Source organism: Extibacter muris (assembly GCF_004345005.1).
In the GTDB taxonomy this organism is placed as follows: Bacteria; Bacillota; Clostridia; order Lachnospirales; family Lachnospiraceae; genus Extibacter; species Extibacter muris.
In genome coordinates this window covers 1-25,133 of sequence record NZ_SMMX01000018.1, presented here as the reverse complement: position 1 = coordinate 25,133, position 25,133 = coordinate 1, and the positions used below count along the sequence as shown (strand labels likewise).

At 48.1% G+C, this 25,133-nt stretch carries 30 protein-coding genes and 2 pseudogenes; 23 read left to right on the top strand and 9 right to left on the bottom strand.

Features of this window, described 5'->3' with window-relative positions:
* The first annotated feature begins 12 nt into the window (after window positions 1-12).
* A pseudogene (locus E1963_RS16145) lies at window positions 13-713 on the top strand (transglutaminase-like domain-containing protein).
* Between the two features lie 154 nt (window positions 714-867).
* Here the strand turns inward: E1963_RS16145 and E1963_RS20185 are convergent.
* Window positions 868-1,014, bottom strand: a complete 147-nt coding sequence (locus E1963_RS20185) for a hypothetical protein (RefSeq protein WP_201272052.1) — start codon at window positions 1,012-1,014, stop codon at window positions 868-870.
* 188 nt (window positions 1,015-1,202) lie between these two features.
* Here E1963_RS20185 and E1963_RS16130 point away from each other — a divergent pair.
* The 16 genes and pseudogenes from E1963_RS16130 to E1963_RS16055 all read left to right on the top strand — a co-directional run.
* Window positions 1,203-1,493: pseudogene (locus E1963_RS16130) on the top strand (transposase); the annotation flags it as partial.
* Between the two features lie 304 nt (window positions 1,494-1,797).
* Window positions 1,798-2,763 (top strand): beta-ketoacyl-ACP synthase III, encoded by a 966-nt coding sequence (locus E1963_RS16125; RefSeq protein ID WP_132280201.1) that lies wholly within the window; start codon window positions 1,798-1,800, stop codon window positions 2,761-2,763.
* 52 nt (window positions 2,764-2,815) lie between these two features.
* Window positions 2,816-3,040 (top strand): acyl carrier protein, encoded by a 225-nt coding sequence (locus E1963_RS16120; protein WP_132280198.1) that lies wholly within the window; start codon window positions 2,816-2,818, stop codon window positions 3,038-3,040.
* A gap of 28 nt (window positions 3,041-3,068) precedes the next feature.
* On the top strand, window positions 3,069-4,007 hold the full coding sequence (gene fabK / locus E1963_RS16115; RefSeq protein WP_117770676.1) for an enoyl-[acyl-carrier-protein] reductase FabK: 939 nt from the start codon (window positions 3,069-3,071) through the stop codon (window positions 4,005-4,007).
* Window positions 4,000-4,995: an ACP S-malonyltransferase gene (gene fabD / locus E1963_RS16110; protein WP_132280195.1), complete on the top strand. Its 996-nt coding sequence runs from the start codon at window positions 4,000-4,002 to the stop codon at window positions 4,993-4,995. Before fabK ends, fabD begins: the two co-directional genes overlap by 8 nt.
* Window positions 4,996-5,008: 13 nt before the next feature.
* Window positions 5,009-5,746 (top strand): 3-oxoacyl-[acyl-carrier-protein] reductase, encoded by a 738-nt coding sequence (gene fabG, locus E1963_RS16105; protein WP_132280192.1) that lies wholly within the window; start codon window positions 5,009-5,011, stop codon window positions 5,744-5,746.
* Window positions 5,747-5,779: 33 nt separating this feature from the next.
* Window positions 5,780-7,018 carry a beta-ketoacyl-ACP synthase II gene (fabF, locus tag E1963_RS16100; protein ID WP_132280189.1) on the top strand — a complete coding sequence of 413 codons (1,239 nt, stop codon included), beginning with the start codon at window positions 5,780-5,782 and terminating at the stop codon, window positions 7,016-7,018.
* Between the two features lie 16 nt (window positions 7,019-7,034).
* Entirely contained in the window at window positions 7,035-7,514 is a 480-nt protein-coding gene (accB, locus tag E1963_RS16095; protein ID WP_132280186.1) for an acetyl-CoA carboxylase biotin carboxyl carrier protein, read from the top strand.
* Window positions 7,515-7,585: 71 nt separating this feature from the next.
* Window positions 7,586-8,014: a 3-hydroxyacyl-ACP dehydratase FabZ gene (gene fabZ / locus E1963_RS16090; protein WP_132280183.1), complete on the top strand. Its 429-nt coding sequence runs from the start codon at window positions 7,586-7,588 to the stop codon at window positions 8,012-8,014.
* Between the two features lie 9 nt (window positions 8,015-8,023).
* Window positions 8,024-9,358, top strand: a complete 1,335-nt coding sequence (locus tag E1963_RS16085) for an acetyl-CoA carboxylase biotin carboxylase subunit (protein ID WP_132280180.1) — start codon at window positions 8,024-8,026, stop codon at window positions 9,356-9,358.
* Between the two features lie 12 nt (window positions 9,359-9,370).
* Window positions 9,371-11,080, top strand: coding sequence for an acetyl-CoA carboxylase carboxyltransferase subunit alpha (locus tag E1963_RS16080; RefSeq protein WP_132280177.1), 1,710 nt, complete (start codon window positions 9,371-9,373; stop codon window positions 11,078-11,080).
* Between the two features lie 11 nt (window positions 11,081-11,091).
* Window positions 11,092-12,159: an NAD(P)H-dependent flavin oxidoreductase gene (locus E1963_RS16075; RefSeq protein ID WP_132280174.1), complete on the top strand. Its 1,068-nt coding sequence runs from the start codon at window positions 11,092-11,094 to the stop codon at window positions 12,157-12,159.
* A gap of 45 nt (window positions 12,160-12,204) precedes the next feature.
* Window positions 12,205-12,678, top strand: coding sequence for a MarR family winged helix-turn-helix transcriptional regulator (locus tag E1963_RS16070; RefSeq protein WP_132280171.1), 474 nt, complete (start codon window positions 12,205-12,207; stop codon window positions 12,676-12,678).
* Between the two features lie 32 nt (window positions 12,679-12,710).
* Complete coding sequence (locus E1963_RS16065; protein WP_132280168.1) at window positions 12,711-13,382, top strand: HAD family hydrolase; 672 nt, start codon at window positions 12,711-12,713, stop codon at window positions 13,380-13,382.
* Between the two features lie 150 nt (window positions 13,383-13,532).
* Window positions 13,533-14,261, top strand: a complete 729-nt coding sequence (locus E1963_RS16060) for an NAD-dependent protein deacylase (protein WP_132280165.1) — start codon at window positions 13,533-13,535, stop codon at window positions 14,259-14,261.
* A gap of 170 nt (window positions 14,262-14,431) precedes the next feature.
* The gene (locus E1963_RS16055; RefSeq protein ID WP_132280162.1) at window positions 14,432-14,938 is read left to right on the top strand and encodes a recombinase family protein; all 507 of its coding nucleotides are present in this window, start codon (window positions 14,432-14,434) and stop codon (window positions 14,936-14,938) included.
* Here E1963_RS16055 and E1963_RS16050 read toward each other — a convergent pair.
* From E1963_RS16050 to hydE, 4 genes are all read right to left on the bottom strand, one after another.
* Window positions 14,910-15,509: a putative ABC transporter permease gene (locus tag E1963_RS16050; protein WP_132280159.1), complete on the bottom strand. Its 600-nt coding sequence runs from the start codon at window positions 15,507-15,509 to the stop codon at window positions 14,910-14,912. The two genes, E1963_RS16055 and E1963_RS16050, sit on opposite strands and share 29 nt — an antisense overlap.
* 195 nt (window positions 15,510-15,704) lie before the next feature.
* On the bottom strand, window positions 15,705-16,919 hold the full coding sequence (hydF, locus tag E1963_RS16045) for a [FeFe] hydrogenase H-cluster maturation GTPase HydF (protein ID WP_132280156.1): 1,215 nt from the start codon (window positions 16,917-16,919) through the stop codon (window positions 15,705-15,707).
* A 107-nt stretch (window positions 16,920-17,026) separates the two neighbouring features.
* A complete protein-coding gene (gene hydG, locus E1963_RS16040) occupies window positions 17,027-18,448 on the bottom strand; it encodes a [FeFe] hydrogenase H-cluster radical SAM maturase HydG (RefSeq protein WP_132280153.1) in 1,422 nt (473 codons plus the stop codon).
* A gap of 35 nt (window positions 18,449-18,483) precedes the next feature.
* Window positions 18,484-19,524, bottom strand: coding sequence for a [FeFe] hydrogenase H-cluster radical SAM maturase HydE (gene hydE / locus E1963_RS16035; protein ID WP_132280150.1), 1,041 nt, complete (start codon window positions 19,522-19,524; stop codon window positions 18,484-18,486).
* Between the two features lie 326 nt (window positions 19,525-19,850).
* Here hydE and E1963_RS16030 point away from each other — a divergent pair, with 326 nt between their 5' ends.
* The 4 genes from E1963_RS16030 to E1963_RS19795 all read left to right on the top strand — a co-directional run bounded on the left by E1963_RS16030 (window position 19,851) and on the right by E1963_RS19795 (window position 22,412).
* On the top strand, window positions 19,851-20,345 hold the full coding sequence (locus E1963_RS16030; protein ID WP_132280147.1) for a DNA-deoxyinosine glycosylase: 495 nt from the start codon (window positions 19,851-19,853) through the stop codon (window positions 20,343-20,345).
* 20 nt (window positions 20,346-20,365) lie between these two features.
* The gene (locus E1963_RS16025) at window positions 20,366-21,169 is read left to right on the top strand and encodes a protein-ADP-ribose hydrolase (RefSeq protein WP_132280144.1); all 804 of its coding nucleotides are present in this window, start codon (window positions 20,366-20,368) and stop codon (window positions 21,167-21,169) included.
* 98 nt (window positions 21,170-21,267) lie between these two features.
* Window positions 21,268-22,212, top strand: coding sequence for an AEC family transporter (locus E1963_RS16020; protein ID WP_132280141.1), 945 nt, complete (start codon window positions 21,268-21,270; stop codon window positions 22,210-22,212).
* 41 nt (window positions 22,213-22,253) lie between these two features.
* Window positions 22,254-22,412 carry a hypothetical protein gene (locus tag E1963_RS19795; RefSeq protein WP_167482227.1) on the top strand — a complete coding sequence of 53 codons (159 nt, stop codon included), beginning with the start codon at window positions 22,254-22,256 and terminating at the stop codon, window positions 22,410-22,412.
* 327 nt (window positions 22,413-22,739) lie between these two features.
* Here the strand turns inward: E1963_RS19795 and E1963_RS16015 are convergent, their stop codons facing one another.
* The 3 genes from E1963_RS16015 to E1963_RS16005 are packed head-to-tail and all read right to left on the bottom strand — an operon-like array spanning window position 22,740 to window position 24,147.
* Window positions 22,740-23,030 (bottom strand): hypothetical protein, encoded by a 291-nt coding sequence (locus E1963_RS16015; protein WP_132280138.1) that lies wholly within the window; start codon window positions 23,028-23,030, stop codon window positions 22,740-22,742.
* Between the two features lie 23 nt (window positions 23,031-23,053).
* Window positions 23,054-23,818 (bottom strand): IS3 family transposase, encoded by a 765-nt coding sequence (locus E1963_RS16010; RefSeq protein WP_132280135.1) that lies wholly within the window; start codon window positions 23,816-23,818, stop codon window positions 23,054-23,056.
* Window positions 23,815-24,147, bottom strand: a complete 333-nt coding sequence (locus E1963_RS16005) for a transposase (RefSeq protein WP_132280132.1) — start codon at window positions 24,145-24,147, stop codon at window positions 23,815-23,817. Before E1963_RS16005 ends, E1963_RS16010 begins: the two co-directional genes overlap by 4 nt.
* A gap of 208 nt (window positions 24,148-24,355) precedes the next feature.
* Between E1963_RS16005 and E1963_RS16000 the strand changes: the two genes are divergently transcribed.
* Together E1963_RS16000 and E1963_RS15995 are read left to right on the top strand one after the other, a co-directional pair.
* On the top strand, window positions 24,356-24,619 hold the full coding sequence (locus E1963_RS16000) for a type II toxin-antitoxin system prevent-host-death family antitoxin (protein WP_132280129.1): 264 nt from the start codon (window positions 24,356-24,358) through the stop codon (window positions 24,617-24,619).
* Entirely contained in the window at window positions 24,612-24,842 is a 231-nt protein-coding gene (locus tag E1963_RS15995; protein ID WP_243117769.1) for a type II toxin-antitoxin system RelE/ParE family toxin, read from the top strand. The genes E1963_RS16000 and E1963_RS15995 overlap by 8 nt, the downstream gene beginning before the upstream one ends.
* A gap of 171 nt (window positions 24,843-25,013) precedes the next feature.
* Here the strand turns inward: E1963_RS15995 and E1963_RS15990 are convergent, their stop codons facing one another.
* Entirely contained in the window at window positions 25,014-25,133 is a 120-nt protein-coding gene (locus E1963_RS15990; RefSeq protein WP_479686853.1) for a helix-turn-helix domain-containing protein, read from the bottom strand.

The window sequence follows — 25,133 nt, the reverse complement described above, 5'->3', positions numbered from 1 at the left end:
CAGGTAGATTATATGGAAGAATATTTGAAAGAAACACCAATGTTAGATTTTTCGGCCATCAATATACAGCAGTTAATAAGTGATAGAAAATGGAAAGATATTGATACATTCCATCGTATCCAGCAAATATATAATTTTGTCCGTGATGAAATTTTATTTGGTTACAATGTTGATGATAGTATTCCGGCATCAAAAGTTTTGACTGATGGATATGGACAATGTAATACAAAAGGAACGCTTTTTATGGCATTGCTTCGTGGAGTAAATGTTCCATGTAGGGTGCATGGATTTACGATTTACAAAAAATTGCAAAAGGGCGCAATGACTGGCATCGTATATAAAAACGCTCCCCAAAATATTTTTCATAGTTGGGTAGAAGTTTATTTGGATGGAGTATGGTATGAGCTGGAAGCGTTTATATTAGATAAGGCATACCTCTCACAATTACAAAGTATAAATTCTACCTGTATGGGGCTTTTTGCGGATATGGCGTGGCTGTGAAAGATTTCCGCAAGCCTATAATTGATTTTGAACGAAACAATACTTATATTCAAAGTGAAGGAATAAATCAAGATTTTGGAATTTATGATTGTCCCGACAACCTACTCAAAGAACATCATCAAGAAATGTCAGCACTTAAAGCATTTCTATATAGAAATTTAGGCAGACATTTAATGAACCACAATATAAAAAAGATAAGAAATTCTGCATGATAGATTTCAGTTTATCAGGAAAGTAGCAAAGCCAGCCGAGCCAGTCAACGGTCAAGATAAACGGCGCATTTCATGCGCCGCCGTTGACAGCCCCGCCCGTCTTTGCTAAAGGGTAATCAAGGCGGGAAAGCCCTAAAATGGCTTCCCGCCCATTTCAATTTTGAGAAAAGAAACGCCCCAACATCAGAAAAAGAGCGGCCAAGAACTTTGAGGGATTGGCCGCCTTGTCCACTGATGAAACCAGGGCTGCGCTTGCGGCTTCACGCCACGCAATCACAGCCCTGTTTTCCTGCCGCTTCAAATGCCCTTGCCCTCCCCGGCGGCAACGGCATTTGAAGCGGCAACGCCGACAGAGCGTATAACACACTACACTTTGCAAGCAAAGTCGTGTGCCAAGGGGCAAGCCCCTTTGGAAACCCCAGACAACAAAACAGGCGGTATGCTACCCTCTCCGGGAGCATACCGCCGTTTGTTGTCAGCAGCCCGTTTCACGGTCTGTTTTCGCCCTTTGTAAAGTTCGGCGTGTCAACATTTATGGGGTATTTAAAAGGGAAGAGTTCACATATGATTTTCGACCGACATGCAAATCTGAAATATAAGTATGGAAACAGAAAATTTTGGTGTAGAGGCTACTATGTAGATACACGTGGAAAGAATGCGAAGAAAATACAAGAGTATATAAAAAATCAGCTCATGGATGATCAAGCATACGACCAATTAAGTTTAAAAGAATACATAGACCCGTTCACGGGTGAGCCAGTAACCAAAGACAAAAAATAAGTCCTTGTAAGGACTAAGCCAGAGAATAAGGTGCGGTTGGGGCTTTTATTCTCGAAGGGCCTTTGAGGCCCAAGCCGGCAATAGTCCCTTACAGGGACGGAAATCACTACCACCAGCTAAGATGGTGGTAGTGATTTCCGTCCATTAAAATAATTGTCGAATTGTTTTGGCACTCAAACTACTTGACAAAATTATATTTTAGATATATACTTTGAAAGTCAAAATAATTGAAACACAAAACAATAAACCGGAAAGCATCAATCCAGACATAACCGTCTGAAATGTATATCAAGAGGACAATCACATGACAGCAGTAATACACGGAACGGGTTCTTATACCCCATCCTATGCAATGGACAACAATGACCTGGCAAAAATTGTAGAGACGAGCGACGAGTGGATCCGTGAGCGGACAGGAGTCATTCGCCGTCACATCATACAGGAAGAAACGACCGTTTCCATGGCTGCAGAGGCAGCAAGGCTCGCTCTTGAGGACAGAGGGACCCGCCCGGAGGATATCGATCTGATACTTGTGGCAACGATTTCTTCTGATGTCATCCTTCCCTGTGCTGCCTGCTGTGTACAAAAAGCTATCGGCGCAGTCAATGCGACCTGTTTTGACCTGGGCGGCGCGGCATGCTCGGGGTTTGTCTTTGCTTATAATACTGCAATGGCATACATAGCAAGCGGTATGTACAACTGTGCTCTTGTGATTGGCAGTGAGAGCCTGTCCACCCTTACTAACTGGCAGGATCGCGGGACATGTATCCTGTTTGGCGACGGTGCGGGAGCGGCGGTGCTGAAAGCTGCGAACGGACGTATGTACCAGTCCGTGACACATTCTGACGGACGGAAAGGTGATGCATTAACATGTAAGAGCCGTTATGTAAAGGACCGGAAGAGTCTGCCTGAGGAAGAAACGTATATACAGATGGACGGCCAGGCCGTATTCAAATTTGCGGCACGGCGCGTTCCGGAAGTGATTCGAGAGGTATTGGATATAAATGAGCTTTCCACGCAGGATATTGACTATTATGTCCTCCACCAGGCGAATAAGCGGATTGTAGAAGCCGTTGCAAAGAGGCTTGGGGAAGATATGGAAAAATTTCCTATGAATCTTCAGGAATACGGTAATACGTCATCTGCAAGCATTCCAATATTATTGGATGAAATGAACAGAGACGGGCGGTTGAAAAAAGGACAGCGGATTATTATCTCGGGATTCGGCGCAGGCCTTTCCTGGGGAGCTAGCGTCCTTGAATGGCAGTAAGTTACGCCTTCTGGCGAAACTATATAAAAAATGTATATAAAGGAGAACGACGATGTTTGAAAAGATTAAATCAATGGTAGCAGAAAACTTAGGAGTAGAGGAGAGCACGATTACAGAGGCTTCTTCCTTCAAAGATGACCTTGGCGCAGACTCTCTTGACTTATTCGAGCTGGTGATGGCGCTGGAGGAAGAGTTCGGCGTGGAGATTCCGACGGAAGACCTGGAGCAGATTGCTACAGTCGGCGATGTTATCAAATACGTAGAAACACACAAATAAACAGAACGAATAAAGCGAGGTTGGCAGTATGAAGACAGAAGTAACCAGATTATTGGGAATTGAATATCCGATCATCCAGGGAGGCATGGCCTGGGTCGCCGAATATCATCTGGCAGCAGGAGTATCCGAGGCCGGCGGACTTGGACTTATCGGTGCGGCAAGTGCTCCGGCTGACTGGGTGAGAGACCAGGTCAGAGAGGCAAAGAAGCTGACGGATAAGCCATTCGGGGTGAATATCATGCTCATGAGCCCATATGCGGATGAAGTGGCAAAGGTAATCGTAGAAGAAGGCGTGAAAGTTGTCACAACCGGGGCTGGTAATCCTGAAAAATACATGAAGATGTGGAAAGAGGCAGGAGTGAAGGTGATTCCTGTGGTTGCTTCTGTAGCCCTTGCAAAACGTATGGAACGCTGCGGCGCAGACGCCGTCGTGGCAGAAGGATGCGAAGCAGGCGGGCATATCGGCGAGAATACGACGATGGTGCTCGTGCCGCAGATCGTGGATGCGGTACATATCCCTGTCATCGCTGCGGGAGGCATCGCGGACGGCAGAGGCGCGGCTGCGGCATTTATGCTCGGTGCGCAGGGGATACAGATGGGGACACATTTTGTAGTGACAGATGAATCCATCGTACATGACAATTACAAAGAGAGAATCATCAAGGCGAAGGATATCGATTCCAGAGTGACAGGCAGGACGACCGGGCATCCGGTGCGGGCTCTTCGCAATGAGATGACAAAGAAATATATCGAACTGGAAAATAACGGAGCAAGTTTTGAAGAACTGGAGTACCTTACGCTGGGCGGCCTGAGGAAAGCGGTCGTGGACGGCGATGTGAAGAACGGTAGCGTCATGGCAGGACAGATTGCAGGCATGGTAAAAGAAAGAATGTCCTGCAAAGAGTTGATTCAGAAGCTGGTGAGCGAGACAGACGCACTGGTAAAGGGAGCGAAAGTATATGAGTAAGATTGCATATATCTATCCGGGACAGGGTTCCCAGAAAGCAGGGATGGGCGCAGATTTCTATGAGAACAGCCCCATTGCCCGGGACATATACGAGAAAGCCTCCGAGGCGCTCGGTCTGGACATGAAAGCACTGTGCTTCGAGGAAAATGAAAAACTTGATCTGACAGAATATACACAGGCGGCACTTGTGACGACGTGCCTTGCCATCACAGAAGCCTTGAAAGATGTGACAAAGGGGTCAGGCCCCTTTCGGGAGGAATTTTCGTCCATTGGTTCAGCTGTTAACGGAAGGAACGTAAGGGGCCTGACCCCAACTGTCACCGCAGGCTTAAGCCTTGGTGAGTATTGCGCCGTCGCAGCGGCAGGAGGGATGGATGTCATGGACGCTATCCGTCTTGTGCGTAGGCGCGGCATACTGATGCAGAACACCGTGCCGGCGGGAGAGGGAGCCATGGCCGCTATCCTCGGTATGTCCGGGGAAGCCATTGAGCAGGTGATCAATGATACGGCCGGGGTTACGATTGCCAATTATAACTGCCCGGGGCAGATTGTCATTACCGGAGAAACAAAAGCGGTGGAAGAGGCCTGTGAGGCATTGAAAGCTGCGGGGGCGAAAAGAGCGGTCGCGCTTAACGTAAGCGGCCCGTTCCATTCGCCGATGCTGAAGGACGCAGGCCGCAGGCTTGCGGCAGAACTGGAAAAAGTTGAGCCGCACGAGCTGACGGTACCGTATGTGACGAACGTGACCGCCAAAAAGGTGACGGACATCGCACAGACAAAAGCGCTGCTGGCGGAACAGGTAAGCATGCCGGTGCGCTGGCAGCAGAGTGTAGAGACGATGATAGCAGACGGGGTGGACACATTTATAGAAATCGGGCCTGGCAGGACGCTGGCCGGATTCATGAAGAAGATTAACCGGTCTGTAACGGTATATAACATTGCAGAATGGGCTGATATGGAGACAGTGATCAGCGCTTGCATGGATTAGAAGGAGGCACGGCATGGAAGGAAAAGTAGCACTTGTCACAGGAGGATCGCGTGGCATTGGAAAGGCAATTGCCCTGGAACTTGCCAAAAGTGGTGCCACGGTAGTGATTAACTATAATGGCTCCCGGGATAAGGCGATGGATCTGAAGCAGGAGATAGGGGGCAGAGGCGGAAGGGCAGAGATATATCAGTGCAATGTTTCTGACTTTGCCAAATGTGAAGAGCTGGTTCATGGTATCGTGAAGCAGTATGGAAGCCTGGATATTCTCGTCAATAATGCTGGCATTACAAAGGACGGACTGTTGATGAAGATGTCCGAGGAAGACTTCGACAAAGTAGTTGATGTCAACTTAAAAGGAGCGTTCAATACGATTCGTTTCGCTTCTCGGCAGATGCTGAAGCAGAAGAGCGGCAGGATTATCAACCTGTCCTCAGTGGTAGGCGTTGCCGGCAATGCCGGCCAGGCAAACTATGCGTCGTCCAAAGCGGGCATCATCGGGCTTACGAAGGCGGCTGCAAAGGAGCTGGCGTCCCGTGGCATTACGGTGAACGCCATTGCGCCCGGATTTATCGAGACAGACATGACAGATGCCCTGCCGGAGAAGGTTAAAGAGGCGACGGTATCCCAGATACCGCTCGGAAGGTTCGGAAGGCCCCAAGATGTGGCGAGGCTGGCGGCATTTCTCGCATCAGAGTCGTCCGGTTATATTACCGGACAGGTCATCCACGTCGACGGCGGCATGGTAATGTAGCATAAGTGCAGATAGATAGAGGGAGACATCGATATGAAGAAAAGAGTTGTGGTTACAGGGCTGGGAGCAGTGACTCCGATAGGAAATTCTGTAGAAGAGTTCTGGTCCGGTATCAAGGAGACAAAGGTCGGCATCGGAGAGATAACGAAGTTTGATACAACAGAATATAAGGTGAAGCTTGCGGCGGAGGTAAAAGATTTCTCTGCAAAAGACCATATGGATTTCAAAGCTGCAAAAAGGATGGAATTATTTTCCCAGTATGCAGTAGCCGCAGCTCTGGAAGCATATAAGGATTCAGGGCTTGCTATCGAGCAGGAAGATCCCTACCGCGCGGGAGTCATCGTAGGATCAGGCATCGGCAGCCTGCAGCGTGTGGAACAGGAGCATACGAAGATTCATGAGAAGGGGCCGGGCCGGGTGAATCCGCTCATGGTGCCTCTTATGATTTCCAATATGGCGGCCGGTAACATTTCCATACAGCTCGGATTCAAAGGGAAATGTACCAATGTGGTGACGGCCTGCGCGTCGGGCACGAACTGTATCGGGGACGCTTATCGGGCAATCCAGTACGGGGATGCCGACATAATGATTGCAGGAGGGACGGAGAGCTGTATCTGTCCGACAGGTGTGGCGGGCTTTACGAGCCTGACCGCGCTCTCTACATCCACAGACCCGAAGCGTGCTTCTATCCCATTTGACAGAGACAGAAATGGATTCGTACTCGGCGAGGGTGCAGGTGTTGTCATGCTGGAAGAGCTGGGGCATGCCCAAAAACGAGGCGCCAGAATATATGCGGAAGTAGCGGGCTATGGTTCCACCGGGGATGCGTACCACATCACGTCACCGGCAGAGGACGGAGGGGGTGCTGCAAAGGCAATGGCCCTGGCAATAGAGGAGGGCGGAATCAGACCGTCACAGATAGATTATATCAATGCACACGGAACAAGCACCCACCACAATGACCTGTTCGAGACACGGGCTATCAAGCTGGCGCTGGGCGATGCGGCGAAAAAGGCCGTAATCAACTCCACCAAATCAATGATCGGCCATCTCCTCGGAGCAGCCGGCGGGGTGGAGTTCATCACCTGCGTGAAGTCCATACAGGACGGATTCATCCATCAGACGGCCGGTACAGAGACGGTAGACGAAGCGTGCGATTTAAATTACGCGGTCGGAGCGCCGATAGAGAAGGATGTCACATATGTGCTTACCAATTCCCTTGGATTCGGAGGGCATAATGCAACCTTATTAGTAAAGAAATTTGAAGGTTAGAAAGGACTTGTATAATATGGAAATTGAAAATCTGCTATCACTTATAAAAGCTGTATCAGAGTCAGAACTGACCGGATTAAAATACGAAGAAAACGAAGTGAAGATCCATCTCACGAAGAAACAGGACCAAGTACACGTCGTGGCAGCCGGGCAGGCCGCCATAGCCGAGGCACCTGCGGGAGGCCCAATGGCAGCTCCTGCCCAGAGCGCCACGGTACAAAAGGAAGAGCCTGAAGCAGCCGCTCCGTCGGCCCAGTCCATCGGAAAGATTGTAGAATCCCCCCTTGTAGGGACCTTCTACACAGCACCGTCAGAAGAGGCCGAAGCCTTCGTGTCAGTAGGCGATACCGTAAAAAAAGGGCAGACACTGGCAATTGTAGAGGCAATGAAATTGATGAACGAGATAGAAAGTGACTACGACGGCACAATCGTAGAAATCTATGTAGAAAACGGCCAGGCAGTAGAATACGGCCAGCCATTGTTCTGCATCCGTTAATTTGGGTACAGGGCAAAGTTCAATTTGGGACGTAACCCTTTTGAAAAAGATCACGTCCCCAAGGAGGAAATATGAATCATTTGGACATCAGTCAGATTAAGGATATCATCCCTCACCGTCACCCGTTTCTTCTGGTTGACTATATCGAGGATTACGAGCCGGGACAGTATGCCGTCGGCTATAAATGTGTCACATACAGGGAGGACTTCTTTGCAGGCCACTTCCCGCAGGAACCGGTGATGCCGGGCGTTCTTACCGTAGAGGCGCTTGCGCAGGTGGGAGCAGTGGCTATCCTGAGCCAGGACGCGAACCAGGGCAAGATCGCTTATTTTGGTGGAATTAACAAATGTAAGTTCAAAGGAAAAATCATACCGGGAGACAAGGTGCGCCTGGAGACGAAGATCATCAGGCAGAAGGGTCCTGTCGGCGTGGGAGAAGCTGTAGCATCCGTGGACGGCAAGACCGTCGTAAGCGCGGAACTGACATTTATGATTGGATAGGTGAGTTACATGATGAAGAAGATATTGATTGCCAACCGTGGGGAGATTGCGGTGCGTATCATCCGTGCATGCCGGGAGATGGGAATTGAGACGGTGGCTGTATATTCAGAAGCAGATAAAGATGCCCTCCATACGCAGCTGGCCGACGAGGCCGTATGCATCGGACCTGCTCCGTCGAGCGAGAGCTACCTGAGCATGGACCGCATTATCAGCGCAACGATAATTACGGGCGCAGACGCTATCCACCCGGGATTTGGATTCCTGTCCGAGAACAGCAAATTTGCAGAACTGTGTGAACAGTGCAATATAACGTTCATCGGCCCGGGCTCCGATGTAATCGCCAGACTCGGGAACAAGCAGGAAGCGAGAAATACCATGACTGCGGCAGGCGTGCCGGTCATTCCGGGAAGTACAGAACCTATATATGATGCGGACACAGGTGCCGGCATAGCAGCCCAGATCGGATATCCGGTTATCGTGAAGGCGGCCCTCGGCGGAGGCGGCAAAGGGATGCGGGTGGCAGAGACGCCGGAGGAATTCCCCCAGGCATTCCAGACTGCCCAGAAAGAGACGCAGATGGCGTTTGGCGATAATACGATGTATATCGAGCACTTTGTACAACAGCCAAGACATATCGAGTTCCAGATATTAGCGGACAGCCAGGGACATGTGATACACCTCGGAGAGCGTGACTGCTCTATCCAGAGGAACCACCAGAAGATGATAGAGGAATCCCCTTCCGTCGCGCTGGATGAAAATCTCAGGAAGAAGATGGGTGACGCGGCGGTCAAGGCGGCCAAGGCGGCAGGATATGTCAACGCCGGAACGATAGAATTTCTGCTGGAGAAAAGTGGGAACTTTTACTTTATGGAAATGAACACACGCATTCAGGTAGAACATCCCGTAACCGAATGGGTTACCGGCATTGATTTGATTAAAGAACAGATACGTATCGCGTCCGGCAGACCCCTTTCCTATACGCAGGATGAGATACAGCTTTCCGGCTATGCAATCGAGTGCAGGATCAACGCAGAGAATCCGGCGAAAGGATTCCGCCCGTCCCCTGGCACGATTACAGATATGTATCTTCCGGGAGGCAAAGGGATCCGCATAGATTCAGCCATCTACAGCGGCTATACCATTCCGCCTTTCTACGACTCCATGGTAGCAAAGCTCATCGTATGGGCCAAGAACCGTAAGGAAGCGATACGTAAGATGCAGAGTGCCCTCGGAGAAGTGATTATCGAGGGAATCGATACGAATGTAGACTACCAGTATGAATTATTAGGCCATCCTGATTATCAGGCAGGCAACATTGATATTGAATTTATCGAGAAAATGTAAAGGTGAGCTCCTATGAAATTGGAAAATATGTTCAAGAAGACAAGGCTTTCTTCCAGCCGGAAGAATTACATCTCGCTTAAGGCGGCCAAGCCGGAAGTGCCTCGGGGACTTTTGAGAAAATGTAATCGATGCGGCCAGGCTATCATTACAGAAGATGTAAAAGCAGGTGGCTACATCTGTCCAAAATGTGGAGGCTATTTCCGGGTACATGCATACCGCAGGATAGAGATGGTAGCTGATGAAGGAACATTTGAAGAATGGGACAAAGGACTTACGACAAGGAATCCTCTGGACTACAAAGGATATGAAGAGAAGCTGGAAGCTCTGAAGGAGAAGACTGGACTGGAAGAGGCGGTCATTACGGGCAGAGCCTGCATAGACGGCACGGAAGCCGTAATCGGGGTATGTGACGGACGCTTTCTCATGGCCAGCATGGGAGAGGTTGTCGGAGAGAAGATAGCAAGGGCAGTGGAGCGGGCGACGAAGGAAAAGCTTCCGGTCATTATATTTGCCTGTTCCGGCGGTGCCAGGATGCAGGAAGGCATCACTTCCCTCATGCAGATGGCAAAGACGTCCGCTGCACTGAAACGGCACAGTGATGCCGGGCAGCTGTATATCAGCGTGCTGACGGATCCGACGACTGGGGGCGTGACAGCCAGCTTTGCCATGCTGGGAGATATCATCCTGGCGGAACCGGGCGCCCTCATCGGATTTGCCGGGCCGAGGGTTATCGAGCAGACGATCGGCCAGAAGCTGCCGAAAGGATTCCAGCGTTCCGAGTTTCTGCTTGCACATGGATTCATAGATGGGATTATAGAGCGGCCTGAGCTCAAAGGCACACTTTCTCGTATCCTGAAGCTCCACGCCGGCTGGGGGAAGACGGAACCCAGTACGGAAGGAATGCAGCGAAAGGATAACATTCCAGATCAATATAACAAAGTAGCGTCGGTATGGGACCGGGTGGAGATATCGAGGATGAAAGACCGTCCGGTCGGAGAAGATTACATCCGGACCATGTTTACAGACTTTATAGAGTTCCACGGCGACCGGTGCTTTGCAGACGACAAGGCGATTATCGGGGGAGTAGGAAGGTTTGAAGGACGTCCCGTGACCGTTATTGCCCAGGCCAAGGGTACGAATACGAAGGAAAATATCGAACGTAATTTTGGAATGCCGTCTCCGGACGGATATCGGAAAGCGCAACGGCTCATGAAACAGGCGGAGAAGTTCCGCCGTCCTGTTATCTGCTTCGTGGATACGCCCGGCGCGTTCTGCGGGCTGGAGGCAGAAGAGCGGGGACAGGGCGAGGCGATTGCCAGAAGCATATATGAAATGTCCGCGCTCAAGGTGCCAGTTTTATCCGTCATCATAGGAGAAGGCGGCAGCGGCGGAGCTCTTGCCATGGCGACGTCAGATGAAGTATGGATGCTGGAGAACTCGGTGTACTCTATCCTGTCCCCGGAAGGATTTGCGAGCATTCTGTGGAAGGACAGCACGCGGGCAAAAGAGGCTGCAGAGGTGATGAAGCTTACAGCCGGAGACCTGCTCGAGGCGGGAATCGTCGAGCGTATCGTAAAAGAGCCGGTACACTATACGATACAGAACCTGAGAGAGGTTACGTCTGAGCTTAAGAAATATATGGAGGGATTTCTCGGAACTTATGGGCAGATGTCGGAAGATGAGCTGACAGAGCGCAGATATATGCGGTTCCGTAGAATGTAGGAGATATCACGATGAAAACAGCACCATTGATAATGGGAAACATCAAAGCAGAGGTACCGGTCATACAAGGCGGCATGGGCGTTGGAATCAGCCTGGGCGGCCTGGCCGGGGCTGTGGCACGAGAGGGCGGTACAGGGATTATCTCTGCCGCCCAGATTGGTTTTAAAGAACCTGATTTTGACAGGAACACGCTGGAAGCAAACCTGCGGGCAATCCGGAAGGAGTATGATAAGGCCAGGCAGGCTGCGCCCCATGGAGTAATCGGTTTCAACATCATGGTGGCGATGCGCCATTATGAGGCATACGTACGTGCCGCGATAGAGGCGGGGGCGGACTTGATCATCTCTGGAGCGGGCCTTCCCACGGAGCTTCCGAAGATTGCAGGTGATTCGGCGGTTAAGCTGGCACCCATCGTCTCCACGGATAAATCAGCACAGGTAATTTTAAAATACTGGGACAGAAAATATAAACGTGTCCCTGACCTGCTTGTTATCGAGGGGCCAAAGGCCGGAGGGCATCTGGGGTTTACACGGGAACAGTTGGAGCTGTTCGGAGGAGAATCCTATGATGCCGAGATTCTGAGGATTATGGACACGGTAAAGGGATATGAAGACAGATATGGCCATAAGATACCTGTCGCCATCGCAGGGGGAATAGAGACAGCAGCCCAGGCTGCGCATGCATTTTCCCTTGGAGCAGATGCCATCCAGGTGGCCAGCAGGTTCGTCACCACAGAGGAGTGTGACGCGGACATCCGCTATAAAGAAGCATACTTAAAAGCCGGGAAAGAAGATATCGTTATCGTAAAAAGCCCGGTCGGTATGCCGGGGAGAGCAATTAGAAATGCATTTATGGAGCAGGTGCTTTCAGGGAAGAGAATACCTCACAGCCCATGCCACGGCTGCATTCACAAATGCAGCCCGGACGAGATTCCGTATTGCATTACGGACGCGCTTATCCATGCGGCCAGGGGAGAAGTGGAAGACGCGCTTCTGTTCTGCGGAGCCAATGCATATAAAGCAGACCGGATAGAAACCGTAAAAGAAGTTATTGATTCTCTTCTGCCTGAGAGGGTATAATGGTAGACAGGTAAATGTTGATGGTATACAAAGAGGGAGCGTAAGATGGAAAACGCTTATAAGACAATTAACCATATACTGGTGAACTTGATCAATGAGATATGGGAGCTCGAGGAAAAGGCGATAATTACAGAGGAGTTCAAAGACCTGACGAATAATGACATGCATGTGATAGAGGCGGTCGGCCTCGGGGACGGTAATAATATGTCTGCGATAGCCCGCAGGCTCGGCATCACCGTAGGCTCTCTCACGACTGCCATGAACAGCCTTGTGAATAAAAAGTACGTGGAGCGCAGGAGAAGCGAGGAAGACAGAAGGGTCGTGTATGTGAAGCTGACGGATAAGGGAGTAAGCGCATACAGGCACCATGAAGACTACCATCGCCAGATGACACAGGCTATTTTGGATAAGCTCAGCGAAGATGAGATTCCGGTACTGGTCAAGACGCTGGATGCTCTTGATGAATTCTTCTGCGGCTACAGCCAGCACCGTGATGGCGGGAGCGGCAGCAGGAGCTAAGAAAACAGTGTACAGATGGCAGGAGAGGGCAGATGGTAAGAGGCGTAATATTTGATATGGACGGTACGATGTTCGATACGGAACACCTGTCTACCGTGACATGGCGGATGGCCGGGGAGAAGCTGAATCTGGATATCGATGACAGGCTTATTGAAAGTTTCAGGGGCGGGAACCCGGCGCAGATAAGAAGATTATTTTCTGAAGCACTTGGACCGGATGTGGATTATGAATATGTGAAGGAAGTAAAGCATGAATTTTTTGAAATGCTTACGGAGAGAGACGGCATACCAATCAAAAAGGGGCTGTTTGAATTGATGAACTTTCTGAAGGAAGAGCAGATTCCGATGGCAGTTGCCACATCTACCGCTCATGATAGGGCTGTGGATATCATCAGACGTGCAGGGGCTTATGAGTACCTGACGGCCTGCATCTGTGGAGATGTGGTGGAAAAGAGCAAGCCGGAGCCGGACATTTTCTGGAAAGCAGCCGAAGAGCTCGGATGCAGCTCTTGCGAATGCCTTGTGCTGGAGGACAGTACTGCAGGAGTCATGGCGGGCAAGGCGGCCGGGGGATATATTATATATATTCCGGATGAAACAGATATACCGGAAGAAGTCCTGGACGGGATAACAGCCCGGATGGGCAGCCTGCTCGAAGTGATAGACTGGATAAAGGCAGCAAATAAGGAGACAAGCCGCAGATAGAAGATTATAGAGACCATGCTGTATTTAAACAATTGCAGCATGGTTTTTTTGCGCTATAATAGAAGTACAGTGTAATTGAGTCAGGTAATGGAAATGCAGGCAGACCAATGAAAGTTCAATATTTATGAAAAACCGACAGGAGGTAATACCATGGATGAGGATGTAAGGAGACTTCAGGAGATTATCGATGAGAGCAGCCGCATCGTATTTTTCGGAGGCGCGGGGGTATCTACAGAGAGTAGTATTCCGGATTTCAGAAGTGCAGATGGACTTTACAGGCAGAAGTACAAATATTCACCGGAGCAGATAGTGAGCCACAGCTTTTTTACGAGAAATACAGAAGATTTTTATGAGTTTTATAAGGAGAAGATGATGTTTCTGGATGCAGAGCCGAACCCGGCCCATAAGAAACTGGCGGAACTGGAGGAGGCAGGAAAGCTGACGGCAATCGTGACTCAGAATATTGACGGGCTGCATCAGGCCGCCGGAAGCAGGAATGTACTGGAACTTCACGGCAGTATCCACAGAAACTATTGCCAAAATTGTGGAATGTCCTATGAGGCATCATATGTCAAGCAGGCAGACGGCATCCCAAGGTGCGGGTGCGGCGGGCTCATCAAGCCGGATGTCGTACTTTATGAGGAAAGTCTGAACGCGGCGGTCATATCAAAAAGTATTAAGGCAATCTGCGAGGCGGATACGCTGATTATTGGCGGCACGTCGCTTATAGTATACCCGTCGGCGGGATTTATCGACTATTTCAGAGGCGGCCACCTCGTAGTGATCAACAAAAGTGCTACGGCAAAGGAAGTCGGCGCAGACCTGACAATTGCGGCACCAATCGGTGAAGTGCTTGGACAGATAGTTGTGCATAGATAAGAAATATGTTGATATAATATAAAGTGGCGGAGCGCCTGCAGGCGCTCCGCCACTTTATATTATAATAACATTCTATTATAATAACTGTTTTATATCATAACATATGGTAATATTTGGAAATATATAATACTCTCATTTTCGATATTATATACGGAGAAGGAAAGATTGGAATGGATAGAATATGCTATGGTTATGTCAGGGTATCGAGCAAGGAACAGAACATCGGACGTCAGATTGCAGCGTTGGAAAGGGTGCCAGTGCCACAGGAAAACATATACATAGACAAGCAGTCAGGAAAAGACTTTGACCGGCCGAATTATCGGAAGATGGTAAACGGGCTGCGCGCTGGTGACGTGGTGTTTGTGAAGTCGATCGACCGGCTGGGGAAAAATTATGATGAGATTATAGAACAATGGAGGCTCCTGACGAAAAAGAAAGATGTTGATACCGTCGTCATAGATTTTCCGCTGCTGGATACGAGGAATCAGGTAAACGGACTTACCGGTAAGTTTATCGCAGATATCGTACTACAGTTACTGTCGTATGTGGCCCAGATAGAACGTGAGAATATCCGGCAGAGGCAGGCGGAAGGAATTGCAGTTGCCAAATCGAAGGGTGTTGCTTTTGGCCGGCCTGCATTTGCTCTGCTTATGAAGTTATACCGAATCCCATATTAGGTGCTATAAACATGTGCACTAGGTCGCCCAGAAATACAGCGGTCAAAAATACACACACGATGAATTTAGACCTAGCTGAAAACCTTTGCAGCAGGTTGTCCATTTTAGGGGCGATGATATATATAAAGAAAAGACCGCCGATACCGAATATCACAAGACCTTCCACACAAACCCTGCCGTTGATGTTAAGGAACATATCGCTGTAATCCCACCATCTGGCCCCAAATAATGTTTCCAGCATAAGGCTTGTTACATATTCAATCACTCCGCATAATCCCATAATCATGCAGAGCAGCTGCATAGGACGGTTTCTCCAGCGCTTCAGAACCACCAGCATCAAGACGCCGCCCATACCATATATAGGGAGCCATGGACCTGTCATAACGCCGCGGTTTATAATCATGCCGTCTTCAATGATATGTAAAAATACCTCCCAAATCCAGCCGATGCCGGAGAAAGCGAAAAACATCAGAATTAAGGAATCAATAGAATACGTACGTTCATAGTTTAGTTCAGTAAAAGGACTGAGTGATAAAACAGAGCTTTCAATTTTCTTTGCCATTGCCTTCATATCAAAATCCCCCTTAGGAAAAGATAGTGTTTTAATTTGATATGAATATTGTAACGAAAAGAAATAAAGATGTATTGTAGCATTTCTGAAGAATTTATAAAGAATATCACGGCAAGTTTTAGAAGTTCTGAAGAAATTGGGGACGGAGGTTTTTTAATTTTCCTCCGTCCCCAATTAAAAATAGGGTGTCCCTTTTTAGAATTCCGGGAATATTTCAATGCTCCGTTCCAGTATCCCATTCATATGTGCTATGGCGATTCCGTAGTTCGTTATTGGCAATTGTGCATCTTCTGCGCATTTCAGGCGGTATTTCATTTCGCGTTCGTTTAAGGTACAGCCGCCGCAGTGGATTGCCAGCTTATATGTGGATAAGTCTATCGGGAATTCTGTACCGCTTGCAAATTCAAAGGTGATATTTTTCCCTGTGTAATTCTGAATCAGCCGAGGCAGCTTTACGGTACCTATATCATCGCACTGTCTGTGATGTGTACATCCTTCGGCGATGAGAACCGTATCTCCGTCCTCCAGTGTATCTAATGTCCTGGCACCGTCTACCACTGTTCTTAAACTGCCTTTATATCTTGCAAACAAGATTGAGAACGATGTAAGTGGAATATCTTCCGGTGTTTCTTTTGATACTTTCCCAAATACCTGGCTGTCAGTAATGACCATTGCCGGGCGTTTCTCAAGCGTGGATAGGGTGTGGGCTAATTCATTTTCTTTTATGACGATGGCAGCGGCATCAGCTTCTAGGATATCGCGTATGGTCTGCTGCTGAGGTAATATGAGGCGTCCCTTTGGAGCGGCCTTGTCAATTGGTACGACGAGTATTATAAAGTCAGAAGGCTTGATAAGATCGCCGACAATTCTTAGCTTAAGGTCATCTGTAGGAGCAAGTGTTGCGATTAGTTCTTTTAATTCAAATATATTACTCTTATCGGATGCGCTAACCCACATAAAATAATCCTCTGGGCCCAGTCCAAGTGATGTGGCATCCGTAAACCGCCCGGGTATAGCGATATCTGCCTTGTTTAAGACGATGACGGATGGGATACCCTTTTCTTTTATACGATTTAAAATCGAATAGTCTTCTCTGGTCATCCCGACAGTTCCGTCGACAACAAGTATCGCAATATCTGTTTTATTCAATACCTGATAAGCTTTTTGAATTCGGAGGGCTCCCAGTTCGCCTTCGTCATCAAGACCGGGTGTGTCAATCATTACGACCGGGCCGAGTGGGAGAAGCTCCATTGCCTTGAGAACAGGATCGGTAGTCGTACCTTTCACATCCGATACGATGGCCAGGTTCTGCCCGGTAAGAGCATTGATAATGCTGGATTTGCCAGCATTGCGCTTTCCGAAGATACCGATATGGGTACGTTCGGAAGAAGGGGTGCTGTTTAAACTCATATATAATTCCTTTCCGTCAGGGACATGGTAAATTGAAAAAGGGACAAGGATATTTTAATTGGGGACGGAGGTTTTCTAAAAAAACCCCGTCCCCAATTAAACCCCAATTAAAACCGGAAGTCTCGCCGATTGTTTTCGCGTATGAGGCGAAGGTTTTCGAGTACGACTTGTCGGGCTTTTTCGTTTGGTACGTTTAAGACTTCTTTATCTATCAATTTGTCACCGATGGCTTTCGTTTCGGGTGATGCGTAATCCATCAGGTATTCTTCCAGCGTCATCAAAGCATTTGGATGGCAGCAGTTCTGTATCTGCCCGCTCTTGCAAAGAGACATGAAGCGGTCGCCTGTACGGCCTTCACGATAACAGGCGGTACAGAAGCTTGGCAGATAGTCCATCTCCATAAGCCAGCGTACGACCTCATCAAGCGTACGGTTGTCGATGACATCGAACTGTTCGGATTTCTCGTCTTCCGGCTCCGGTTCGCAGTAGCCGCCTACGCTCGTCCTGGAACCGCCGCTGATTTGCGAGATGCCGAGATGGAGCACTCTTTCACGCGTTTTCTGGCTTTCACGTGTGGAGATGATCATACCTGTATAAGGCACGGCGATTCGTATACAGGCAACTATTTTGGCGAAGGTGTCGTCATCAATACCATTTGTAAATGCATCGGCATCGATATCGTCCGCATTTCTCAGGCGTGGCACGCTGATAGTATGTGGGCCGACTCCGAACGCAGCTTCCAGATGCTCAGCATGCATGAGCAGCCCCGCAAACTCATAGCGGAATTTGTCGAGACCGAACAATACGCCGACGCCCACATCATCTATGCCGCCTTCCATGGCGCGGTCCATGGCTTCCGTATGATAGTTGTAATCATGCTTTGGTCCGGTCGGATGAAGCTGCAGGTAACTTTCTTTGTGATATGTTTCCTGGAAGAGGATATAGGTGCCGATTCCTGCTTCTTTTAATAACCTGTAGTTATCTACCGTGGTAGCGGCGATGTTGATATTTACCCTTCGGATCGCGCCGTTTTTATGTTTGATGCTGTAAATGGTGTTGATACAGTCAAGATAATACTCCATGGTATTGCGTACCGGGTCTTCGCCGGCCTCAAGGGCAAGCCGCTTATGTCCCATGTCCTGCAGGGCGATGACTTCTTTGCGGATTTCTTCCTGTGTGAGCTTCTTGCGGGCGATATGCTTGTTCTTCATATGATATGGACAGTATGTACAGCCGTTGATGCAGTAATTGGAAAGATAGAGCGGGGCAAACAGAACAATCCGGTTTCCATAAAAATCCTTTTTAATCTGTTCTGCCAGACGGAAGATTTTTTCGTTCATATCCGCATCTTCACAGGCGAGCAGAACAGAAGCTTCACGGTGGGTCAGCCCCTTTCTCAGCTTTGCCTTCTCGATAAGTGACTCGATCAATGCAAGGTTGTTTTTGTTCTCGTCGGCATAAGCCAGCGTTTCCAGGATTTCTTCTTGATTGATGAAATCATCCGCATGTTTTGAATTTACATCATACATAGTACATTACCTCCATTATTTTATAAGATTTTAAGTTATTTATTCAGTGAGTCACCACGAGCGGTAACTACATGATATCCGATTGATTCCATACGGCGCTCCAGGCAGTTCCTGCACTCCGCAGCCTCATCGCCGGTACAGATCTTGTTGTCATAGAGCGCATAATCTTTCCGGACAGATGTAGGAGACAGATTTGGCATGACAACATTGGCGCCCGCCTGGATACCAAGTTCCCGCCCTTGTGGATGAATCGTTCCAAGCGCTGTCGTGGCGGGCAGAAGCACCTTGGGAATCATGAGCCTCAGCAGACCGAGCATAAATAATGTAAGTTCCAGCGTGCCGGAGGGCTGTCCGGCAAATGGCGTGTCATGGTGGGGAATGAATGGGCCGATGCCAACCATCTGGGGATCTAGTTCCTTTATAAACATCATATCCTCTGCAAGATGTCCGGCTGTCTGGTAAGGAGAGCCGACCATGAAGCCGGTCCCCACCTGATAACCGGCTTTTTTCAGGTTCCAGAGGCAATCCTGACGGTCTGCCGCTTTCAACAAGGGCGGATGCAGCTTTGCGTAGTGCTCTGCATCGTATGTTTCATGACGGAGAAGGTAACGGTCTGCGCCTGCGTCACGGAGAGCCTTATAACTGTCATAGCTGCGTTCCCCGACAGATAAAGTAATAGCACAGTCCGGCCAGCCCGTCTTTATAGCGGATATGATGTCACATAGCCTTGCATCGTCATAACCGGCATCTTCCCCACCTTGAAGTACAAAAGTGCGGAACCCCAGGCTATAACCTGTTTTGCAGCAGGAGAGTATCTCCTCCTTGGACAGCCTGTATCGGGACGCCTTCAGGTTGCTTTTACGGATACCGCAGTAGAGGCAGTCATTTTTGCAATAATTGGTAAATTCAATCAGTCCCCGGACATATACATCCCGTCCGTAATACCTGTGGCGTACGCTGCGTGCCTGCCGGAACAGATATTCAGCAAGTTCTGGCGACCGCCCCTCAATCAGTACGGTCCATTCATGTTTGGATAAAGCCTTGCTTTCCTGCAGCTTATCGATGAGCTCTTTCATATATCACCTCTGGAAGAATATCGTAGGAAATAAAAAATCTGCACCTACAGGCGCAGACCTTCGTCAGAGGATAGTATCCCCTTGTTAAATCGAACTTTCTGTGCGCCTTTTCACTCAGGAATGCCCCTTTGTGATTAGTACGTTTGTAAGAAGTATAGCATAATGAGTAAATTTACTCAATAAAAGTTTAAGATTTCACGAATTGACACCATACGGTTTGACGCGCCAGGCGTGATGCTGTATAGTATAAATGATTGACGTCAATTGGCAGTTATTAGCCTTGTGTTCCTCTGCCAGCTGACCTTATACAGACAGGAGATATGAAGATGCAGCAGGAATATATTACACATAATTTTCAGCCTATTTATAATGAGCAATCCCGTATATTGATGCTTGGCACGATGCCATCTCCCAAATCCAGGGAGGCTGGTTTCTATTATGGACATCCAAGGAACCGGTTCTGGAAAGTGGTCCCAGATGTATGCGGGGCGCCGCAGCCGCATACGAAAGAGGAAAAGACGGCATTTGCCCTGAAATATAAGATTGCAGTGTGGGATGTGCTGGCAGGCTGTGAGATAAAAGGCGCGGATGACAGCAGCATCCGCAATCCCGTGGCGAATGACTTGGATATCATATTGAAACATGCACCGATACAGGCAGTGTTTACCACTGGCACGAAGGCAGCCCAACTGTATAAGCGGTACTGTCTGCCAAAGACAGGAATCGCCGCGGTTGCGCTTCCGTCTACAAGTCCGGCAAATTGCAGGATGACATACGAGGAACTGTACGAAGCATATTCGGCCATAAAGCAATATATCTAATGTAAGATAAGAGGTGGGTTATGAACAGAGAAGACAAGATAGACTATTTGATTGACCAGCTTCTCGCGGAAAACCCGGGTTATGCGTCTATTCCGCGACCTGTTGACATACGGGAAAAAAGAAGGCTTTTAAGGAGCCTGATGAACGTCCGGTTTCCCGGACCGGTGTCCCCGGAAGTCTTAAAAGTACAGGATGAACTGCTCCGAGAGGAATTGGAAGAAAAAGGGGTCGTAGATATCAAGAAGCTCCCGGCAATCGGAGACGAATATCCATGTACCGAAATTAAAAATGCAGACCGGATCATTCTCTGGCAGGGTGATATCACCAGGCTCAGAGCAGATGCGATAGTCAATGCCGCCAACGCCCAGATGATGGGATGCTTCGTCCCATGCCATGGATGTATCGATAATGCCATCCACTCCGCGGCAGGGCTTCAGCTTCGCAACGAATGTGCACAGATAATGGAGGAGCAGGGACACGAAGAACCAACCGGAAAGGCAAAGGTAACGGGCGGATATAATCTGCCTGCCGGCCATGTCATACATACGGTAGGACCGATAGTAGGGAAGGAAGTAACCGTTCAGCAGATAGAACAGCTGAAATCCTGCTACAAAAGCTGCCTGAAGCTGGCAGAAAGACACAATCTGAAATCTATCGCATTCTGCTGCATCTCGACAGGAGAATTCCATTTTCCAAATAAGCTGTCAGCAGAAACCGCCATCCACATAATAGATAAATACTTATCCACATCCAATGTGGAACGTGTAGTGATAAATGTGTATAAAAACGAAGATTATAATATATACAAAAAATTATTTCTCTAAAGAGGGACACGGCAAAACGAGTTGGGGACGGAGGAAAATTAAAAAACCTCCGTCCCCAATTAAATCTCGGGTGTCCCCAATCCGGCCAGGGAGGTAACATGGAAAATTTGATTTTTAGTTTAAATGCGACAGTTCCTATTTTTATATTGATGCTTCTGGGATTGCTGCTCAAGTATATCGGATGGATTGATGACGATTTTGCAGCGAAAATGAATAGGTTTGTATTTCTTATCCCACTCCCGGTACTTGTATTCAATGACCTTGCCACGGTGGATTTCAGCCAGGTCTGGGATACAAGGTTTGTTATGTTCTGTATTATTGCGACTATTGCCAGCATAGCTATGTCCGCGGCTGTCTCTTTTTTATGGAAGGATAGAACGATTCAAGGAGAATTTATCCAGTCTTCCTATCGAAGCAGTGCCGCCCTCCTGGGAATAGCATTTATGCAGAATATATACGGAACGGCAGGAATGGCGCCGCTCATGATAATAGGAAGCGTGCCGTTGTATAATGTTATGGCAGTTGCTATGCTGTCTGTTTCTCGTCCGGGACGTGAGAAGATGAACAGCAAGGTGCTAAAGATGACGCTGCAGGGGATTGTTACAAATCCAATTATCATCGGTATCACAGCAGGACTCTTATGGTCTGCACTTAAGATTCCGATGCCTCATATCATTGAAAAAACTGTTACAAGCATCTCGGGAATGGCAACGCCCATGGGCCTGATGGCGATGGGGGCCTCTTTTGATGTCCGCAGGGCCTTCGCAAAAGTGAGACCTGCCCTTGCCGCCGCCGTGTTAAAACTGGTAGGGTTCTGCGCTTTGTTTTTGCCGGCAGCCATCCATATGGGCTTCCGCGAAGAGAAACTCGTCGCAATACTTGTCATGCTAGGGTCTGCTACGACGGTAAGCTGCTTTGTGATGGCAAAGAATATGGGTCACGATGGCATATTGTCATCAAGCGTTATCATGCTGACAACTTTTTTCAGCGCGTTTACCCTTACCGGCTGGCTATATATTCTGAAGTCATGGGGGATGCTCTGAGACGGAGACGGACGTAGCAGAAGGAGCTCTTTTTATCAGGATTGCCGGTAGAAAAAGAAAATACTTCAAGGTTGTCCCTCCAAGTCCCACTTGCACTTGATAGGATACAGCTATCAAATAACAAGGAGGACATACATATGGAAAAGACAACAAGCTTCATTCCGGAAATCTACATCGGTGAGTATGCAACTGGTACATAGGAGCATCTGACACCCAGGTGCCGGCCACCGGCCCGAAAGGCGATAAGGGCCATAAAGGGGAGACCGGACCAATGTGTTCCCAGGGGGAAACTGCTGCACTCATATATGCATAACTTTGCTTCTAAAAAACGGGAAAGCATTTGGGGCTAATCAGATAGCTCTTTTACTTTCCAATACTTCCAACTCCCGGCGGTTGCTCTCGATATATTCAAGCACCCGTCTGTGTTGGTCTGCTAAGTTAAATTCGTTAGTTAATTCGCCGCCTACGTGGACGTAAATGGTATTAACAAGTTCAACCAATATTCCACGTTCCAGGTGGCTTATATTTTAGTGTTTGAGGAATGTTGTCAAATACGGCTCGTCGGTGTTCACTCCCATAGCAAGGGCTTCTTTTTCCTGTTCCAGCTGTTCAATCACTCCTTGAAGCTGTTCAATCTGTGTTTCAAATTTGCCTTTCATTCTTCGGTATTCTGCCTTTATGATTTTCCCGGTACGCCAATCCATATAAAGATTATCGGTTACGGTGGTCAGCTTTTCTAACTCTTTTTGTTTAGAGCTTAAAAGATGATTTATCCGTTTCGATTCAGTATGAATGATATTGTCAATATTAGTTGACACATTTTTCTCAAAGATATCACGGACTATGCTGCCAGTTCCAAAGCCTCATAATACTGTTTGCGTTTTATCATAGGAAGAAGGCCGCCATTGGCAGAGCAGATTCTCCGATTGTTCCAGTAGCTGAGGAAATATCTCCAGATGAGTACCTTTAATTCTTCTACCGTCATCTGCTCTGTATTATAGCGGTCATAGAGAAGTTCGGTCTTCATCCTGGCCCACATACTTTCACAGCGTGCGTTATCATGGCAGCGTCCTCCGGTACTGTTCATGCTTTGGCGGATATGGTGTTCCCGGATCGATTTGCGGTAGGCTTCGCTGGTATGCTGCGTTCCGCGGTCACTATGGATAATAGCGCCTTCCAGGGCCGGATAAGCGGTGAGAGCGTTCTCCAAAGTATGGACACACAGCTCCGCCTTCATGTCCGTTTCCATTGCCAGGCCGAGAACGCCAAGATCAAAGCAGTCGAAAATCGCGGATACATACAGTTTCCCATCGAACGCCTTAATCTCCGTGATATCGGTGACACACTTTTCCAATTGAGCATCCCAATGGAACTCCCGTTTCAGCAGCAGTGCCTGGTACATCCGGACCCGCCCGTAAGTATCGTTGCATTCGTCCTCGCTGACGATTTCTTTCATGGCCTCAGCCAGATCCTGATACTTCCACGGGCGCTCCTTATTGGCAAGATATTTATAGAAGCCTTGCCTGCTGCCCCCAAGCATACGGCAATAAAATGCAATTTTCCCTTTGAATCTGCCATCCTCTGTCTTGAGAGCCAGAAAGATCATTCTCTGGTTTCTGCTGACTTCCGACGGCTGGCGGCGAAAAAAGCGCTGGCTTCTTCCAGGAACTCGTTTTCTTCCTTTAAGCGGCGGATTTCCTTATCCTGTTCTTTGAGACGCTTACGCAGCATTGTAATTTCTTCTGACAGGCTCATGGCGCTGGCAGGGGTATGGGAGCCTTCCCGGATATCCAGCCTGCCGGCTCTAACTGCTTTAAGCCATGTGTGGATAGTTCCTTCGGGGATCCCTAATTCTTTAGCAGCCTTAGCGCCACCGATTTCTTTCGCCAGCTTTACTGCCTGTACTTTGTATTCATGGTCATATTTACGTGCCACTTTAAGTACCTCCTTATTCTCATGATTTTATTATGAAATCCTTGAGAATAAGCTGTCAACTTTTTTTATACCACACCACCCCCTGTATCGGGTATTGTATCAGGAAGATAAAAAGGAATGACACTTAAATTTTTTGTCGGTATAGAAATCTTGTATTTTGCACATAATTCTGCTATAATTATATACAAGAAAGGGGGGGCGTAAATTTATGCCACAGATTAGACCGATTACAGACCTTAGAAATACCACAGAAATATCCGAGCTTTGCCATGCAAGACGCGAGCCGCTTTTTATTACAAAAAATGGTTATGGGGATTTAGTGGTAATGAGTATCGAGGCATACGAGGAAATGATAGAAACAGCGCGGACAGACGTAGCAATCAGTGAAGCAGAAAAGGAATATGCGGCGGACGATGTTTTGTTGGACGCACGCGAAACACTTTCCTCTTTACGGAGGAAACACTTTGGATAAATTTACTGTAAAACTCTATGCCCGCGCCTATCGTGATTTAGACGGTATCTATGCTTATATTGCAGAAAATCTTTTAGAGCCTGGCACCGCTTTAAATATGGTTGATGAAATAGAAACAGCAATTTTTAGTTTAGGGCAGCTCCCGGAACGGGGCGCGCTCCGACAGATTGGGGCTTATGCAAACGGCGATTACCGTCAATTATTTTTCTTAAATTTTATATAAGATTTTGAATTATTCCCATAAACACTACATTTATAAGCAATTTCAAAATTGAAAAACATTCATTTTACCACGAATTTACCACGATTGAAGAACCTTGATATGACAATATAAACCACAAGGGAGATAGCACATGAAATGAAACTGTGTATCTCCTTTTTTCATACCACTTGACTACTTCTCTCTGATTTCAAACCTTAAAATGGCTTTCATCATTTCTGTATGAATTTGACCTTTTAATTCTTCATCAACCTGCATATTTACAGTACCATTTGCATGATAGCATGGACGCAA

Coding starts and splice junctions, on each gene's coding strand:
- hydF (WP_132280156.1), bottom strand. CDS start 16,919: ATGAGTTTAAACAGCACCCCTTCTTCCGAACGTACCCATATCGGTATC.
- E1963_RS16020 (WP_132280141.1), top strand. CDS start 21,268: ATGGAAAATTTGATTTTTAGTTTAAATGCGACAGTTCCTATTTTTATA.
- fabK (WP_117770676.1), top strand. CDS start 3,069: ATGAAGACAGAAGTAACCAGATTATTGGGAATTGAATATCCGATCATC.
- E1963_RS16120 (WP_132280198.1), top strand. CDS start 2,816: ATGTTTGAAAAGATTAAATCAATGGTAGCAGAAAACTTAGGAGTAGAG.
- E1963_RS16065 (WP_132280168.1), top strand. CDS start 12,711: ATGGTAAGAGGCGTAATATTTGATATGGACGGTACGATGTTCGATACG.
- E1963_RS16125 (WP_132280201.1), top strand. CDS start 1,798: ATGACAGCAGTAATACACGGAACGGGTTCTTATACCCCATCCTATGCA.
- E1963_RS16080 (WP_132280177.1), top strand. CDS start 9,371: ATGAAATTGGAAAATATGTTCAAGAAGACAAGGCTTTCTTCCAGCCGG.
- E1963_RS16055 (WP_132280162.1), top strand. CDS start 14,432: ATGGATAGAATATGCTATGGTTATGTCAGGGTATCGAGCAAGGAACAG.
- E1963_RS16070 (WP_132280171.1), top strand. CDS start 12,205: ATGGAAAACGCTTATAAGACAATTAACCATATACTGGTGAACTTGATC.
- E1963_RS16030 (WP_132280147.1), top strand. CDS start 19,851: ATGCAGCAGGAATATATTACACATAATTTTCAGCCTATTTATAATGAG.
- hydE (WP_132280150.1), bottom strand. CDS start 19,524: ATGAAAGAGCTCATCGATAAGCTGCAGGAAAGCAAGGCTTTATCCAAA.
- E1963_RS16025 (WP_132280144.1), top strand. CDS start 20,366: ATGAACAGAGAAGACAAGATAGACTATTTGATTGACCAGCTTCTCGCG.
- accB (WP_132280186.1), top strand. CDS start 7,035: ATGGAAATTGAAAATCTGCTATCACTTATAAAAGCTGTATCAGAGTCA.
- fabD (WP_132280195.1), top strand. CDS start 4,000: ATGAGTAAGATTGCATATATCTATCCGGGACAGGGTTCCCAGAAAGCA.
- E1963_RS16085 (WP_132280180.1), top strand. CDS start 8,024: ATGATGAAGAAGATATTGATTGCCAACCGTGGGGAGATTGCGGTGCGT.
- E1963_RS16075 (WP_132280174.1), top strand. CDS start 11,092: ATGAAAACAGCACCATTGATAATGGGAAACATCAAAGCAGAGGTACCG.
- fabZ (WP_132280183.1), top strand. CDS start 7,586: ATGAATCATTTGGACATCAGTCAGATTAAGGATATCATCCCTCACCGT.
- E1963_RS16000 (WP_132280129.1), top strand. CDS start 24,356: ATGCCACAGATTAGACCGATTACAGACCTTAGAAATACCACAGAAATA.
- E1963_RS16060 (WP_132280165.1), top strand. CDS start 13,533: ATGGATGAGGATGTAAGGAGACTTCAGGAGATTATCGATGAGAGCAGC.
- E1963_RS16010 (WP_132280135.1), bottom strand. CDS start 23,818: ATGATCTTTCTGGCTCTCAAGACAGAGGATGGCAGATTCAAAGGGAAA.
- hydG (WP_132280153.1), bottom strand. CDS start 18,448: ATGTATGATGTAAATTCAAAACATGCGGATGATTTCATCAATCAAGAA.
- fabF (WP_132280189.1), top strand. CDS start 5,780: ATGAAGAAAAGAGTTGTGGTTACAGGGCTGGGAGCAGTGACTCCGATA.
- fabG (WP_132280192.1), top strand. CDS start 5,009: ATGGAAGGAAAAGTAGCACTTGTCACAGGAGGATCGCGTGGCATTGGA.
- E1963_RS16050 (WP_132280159.1), bottom strand. CDS start 15,509: ATGAAGGCAATGGCAAAGAAAATTGAAAGCTCTGTTTTATCACTCAGT.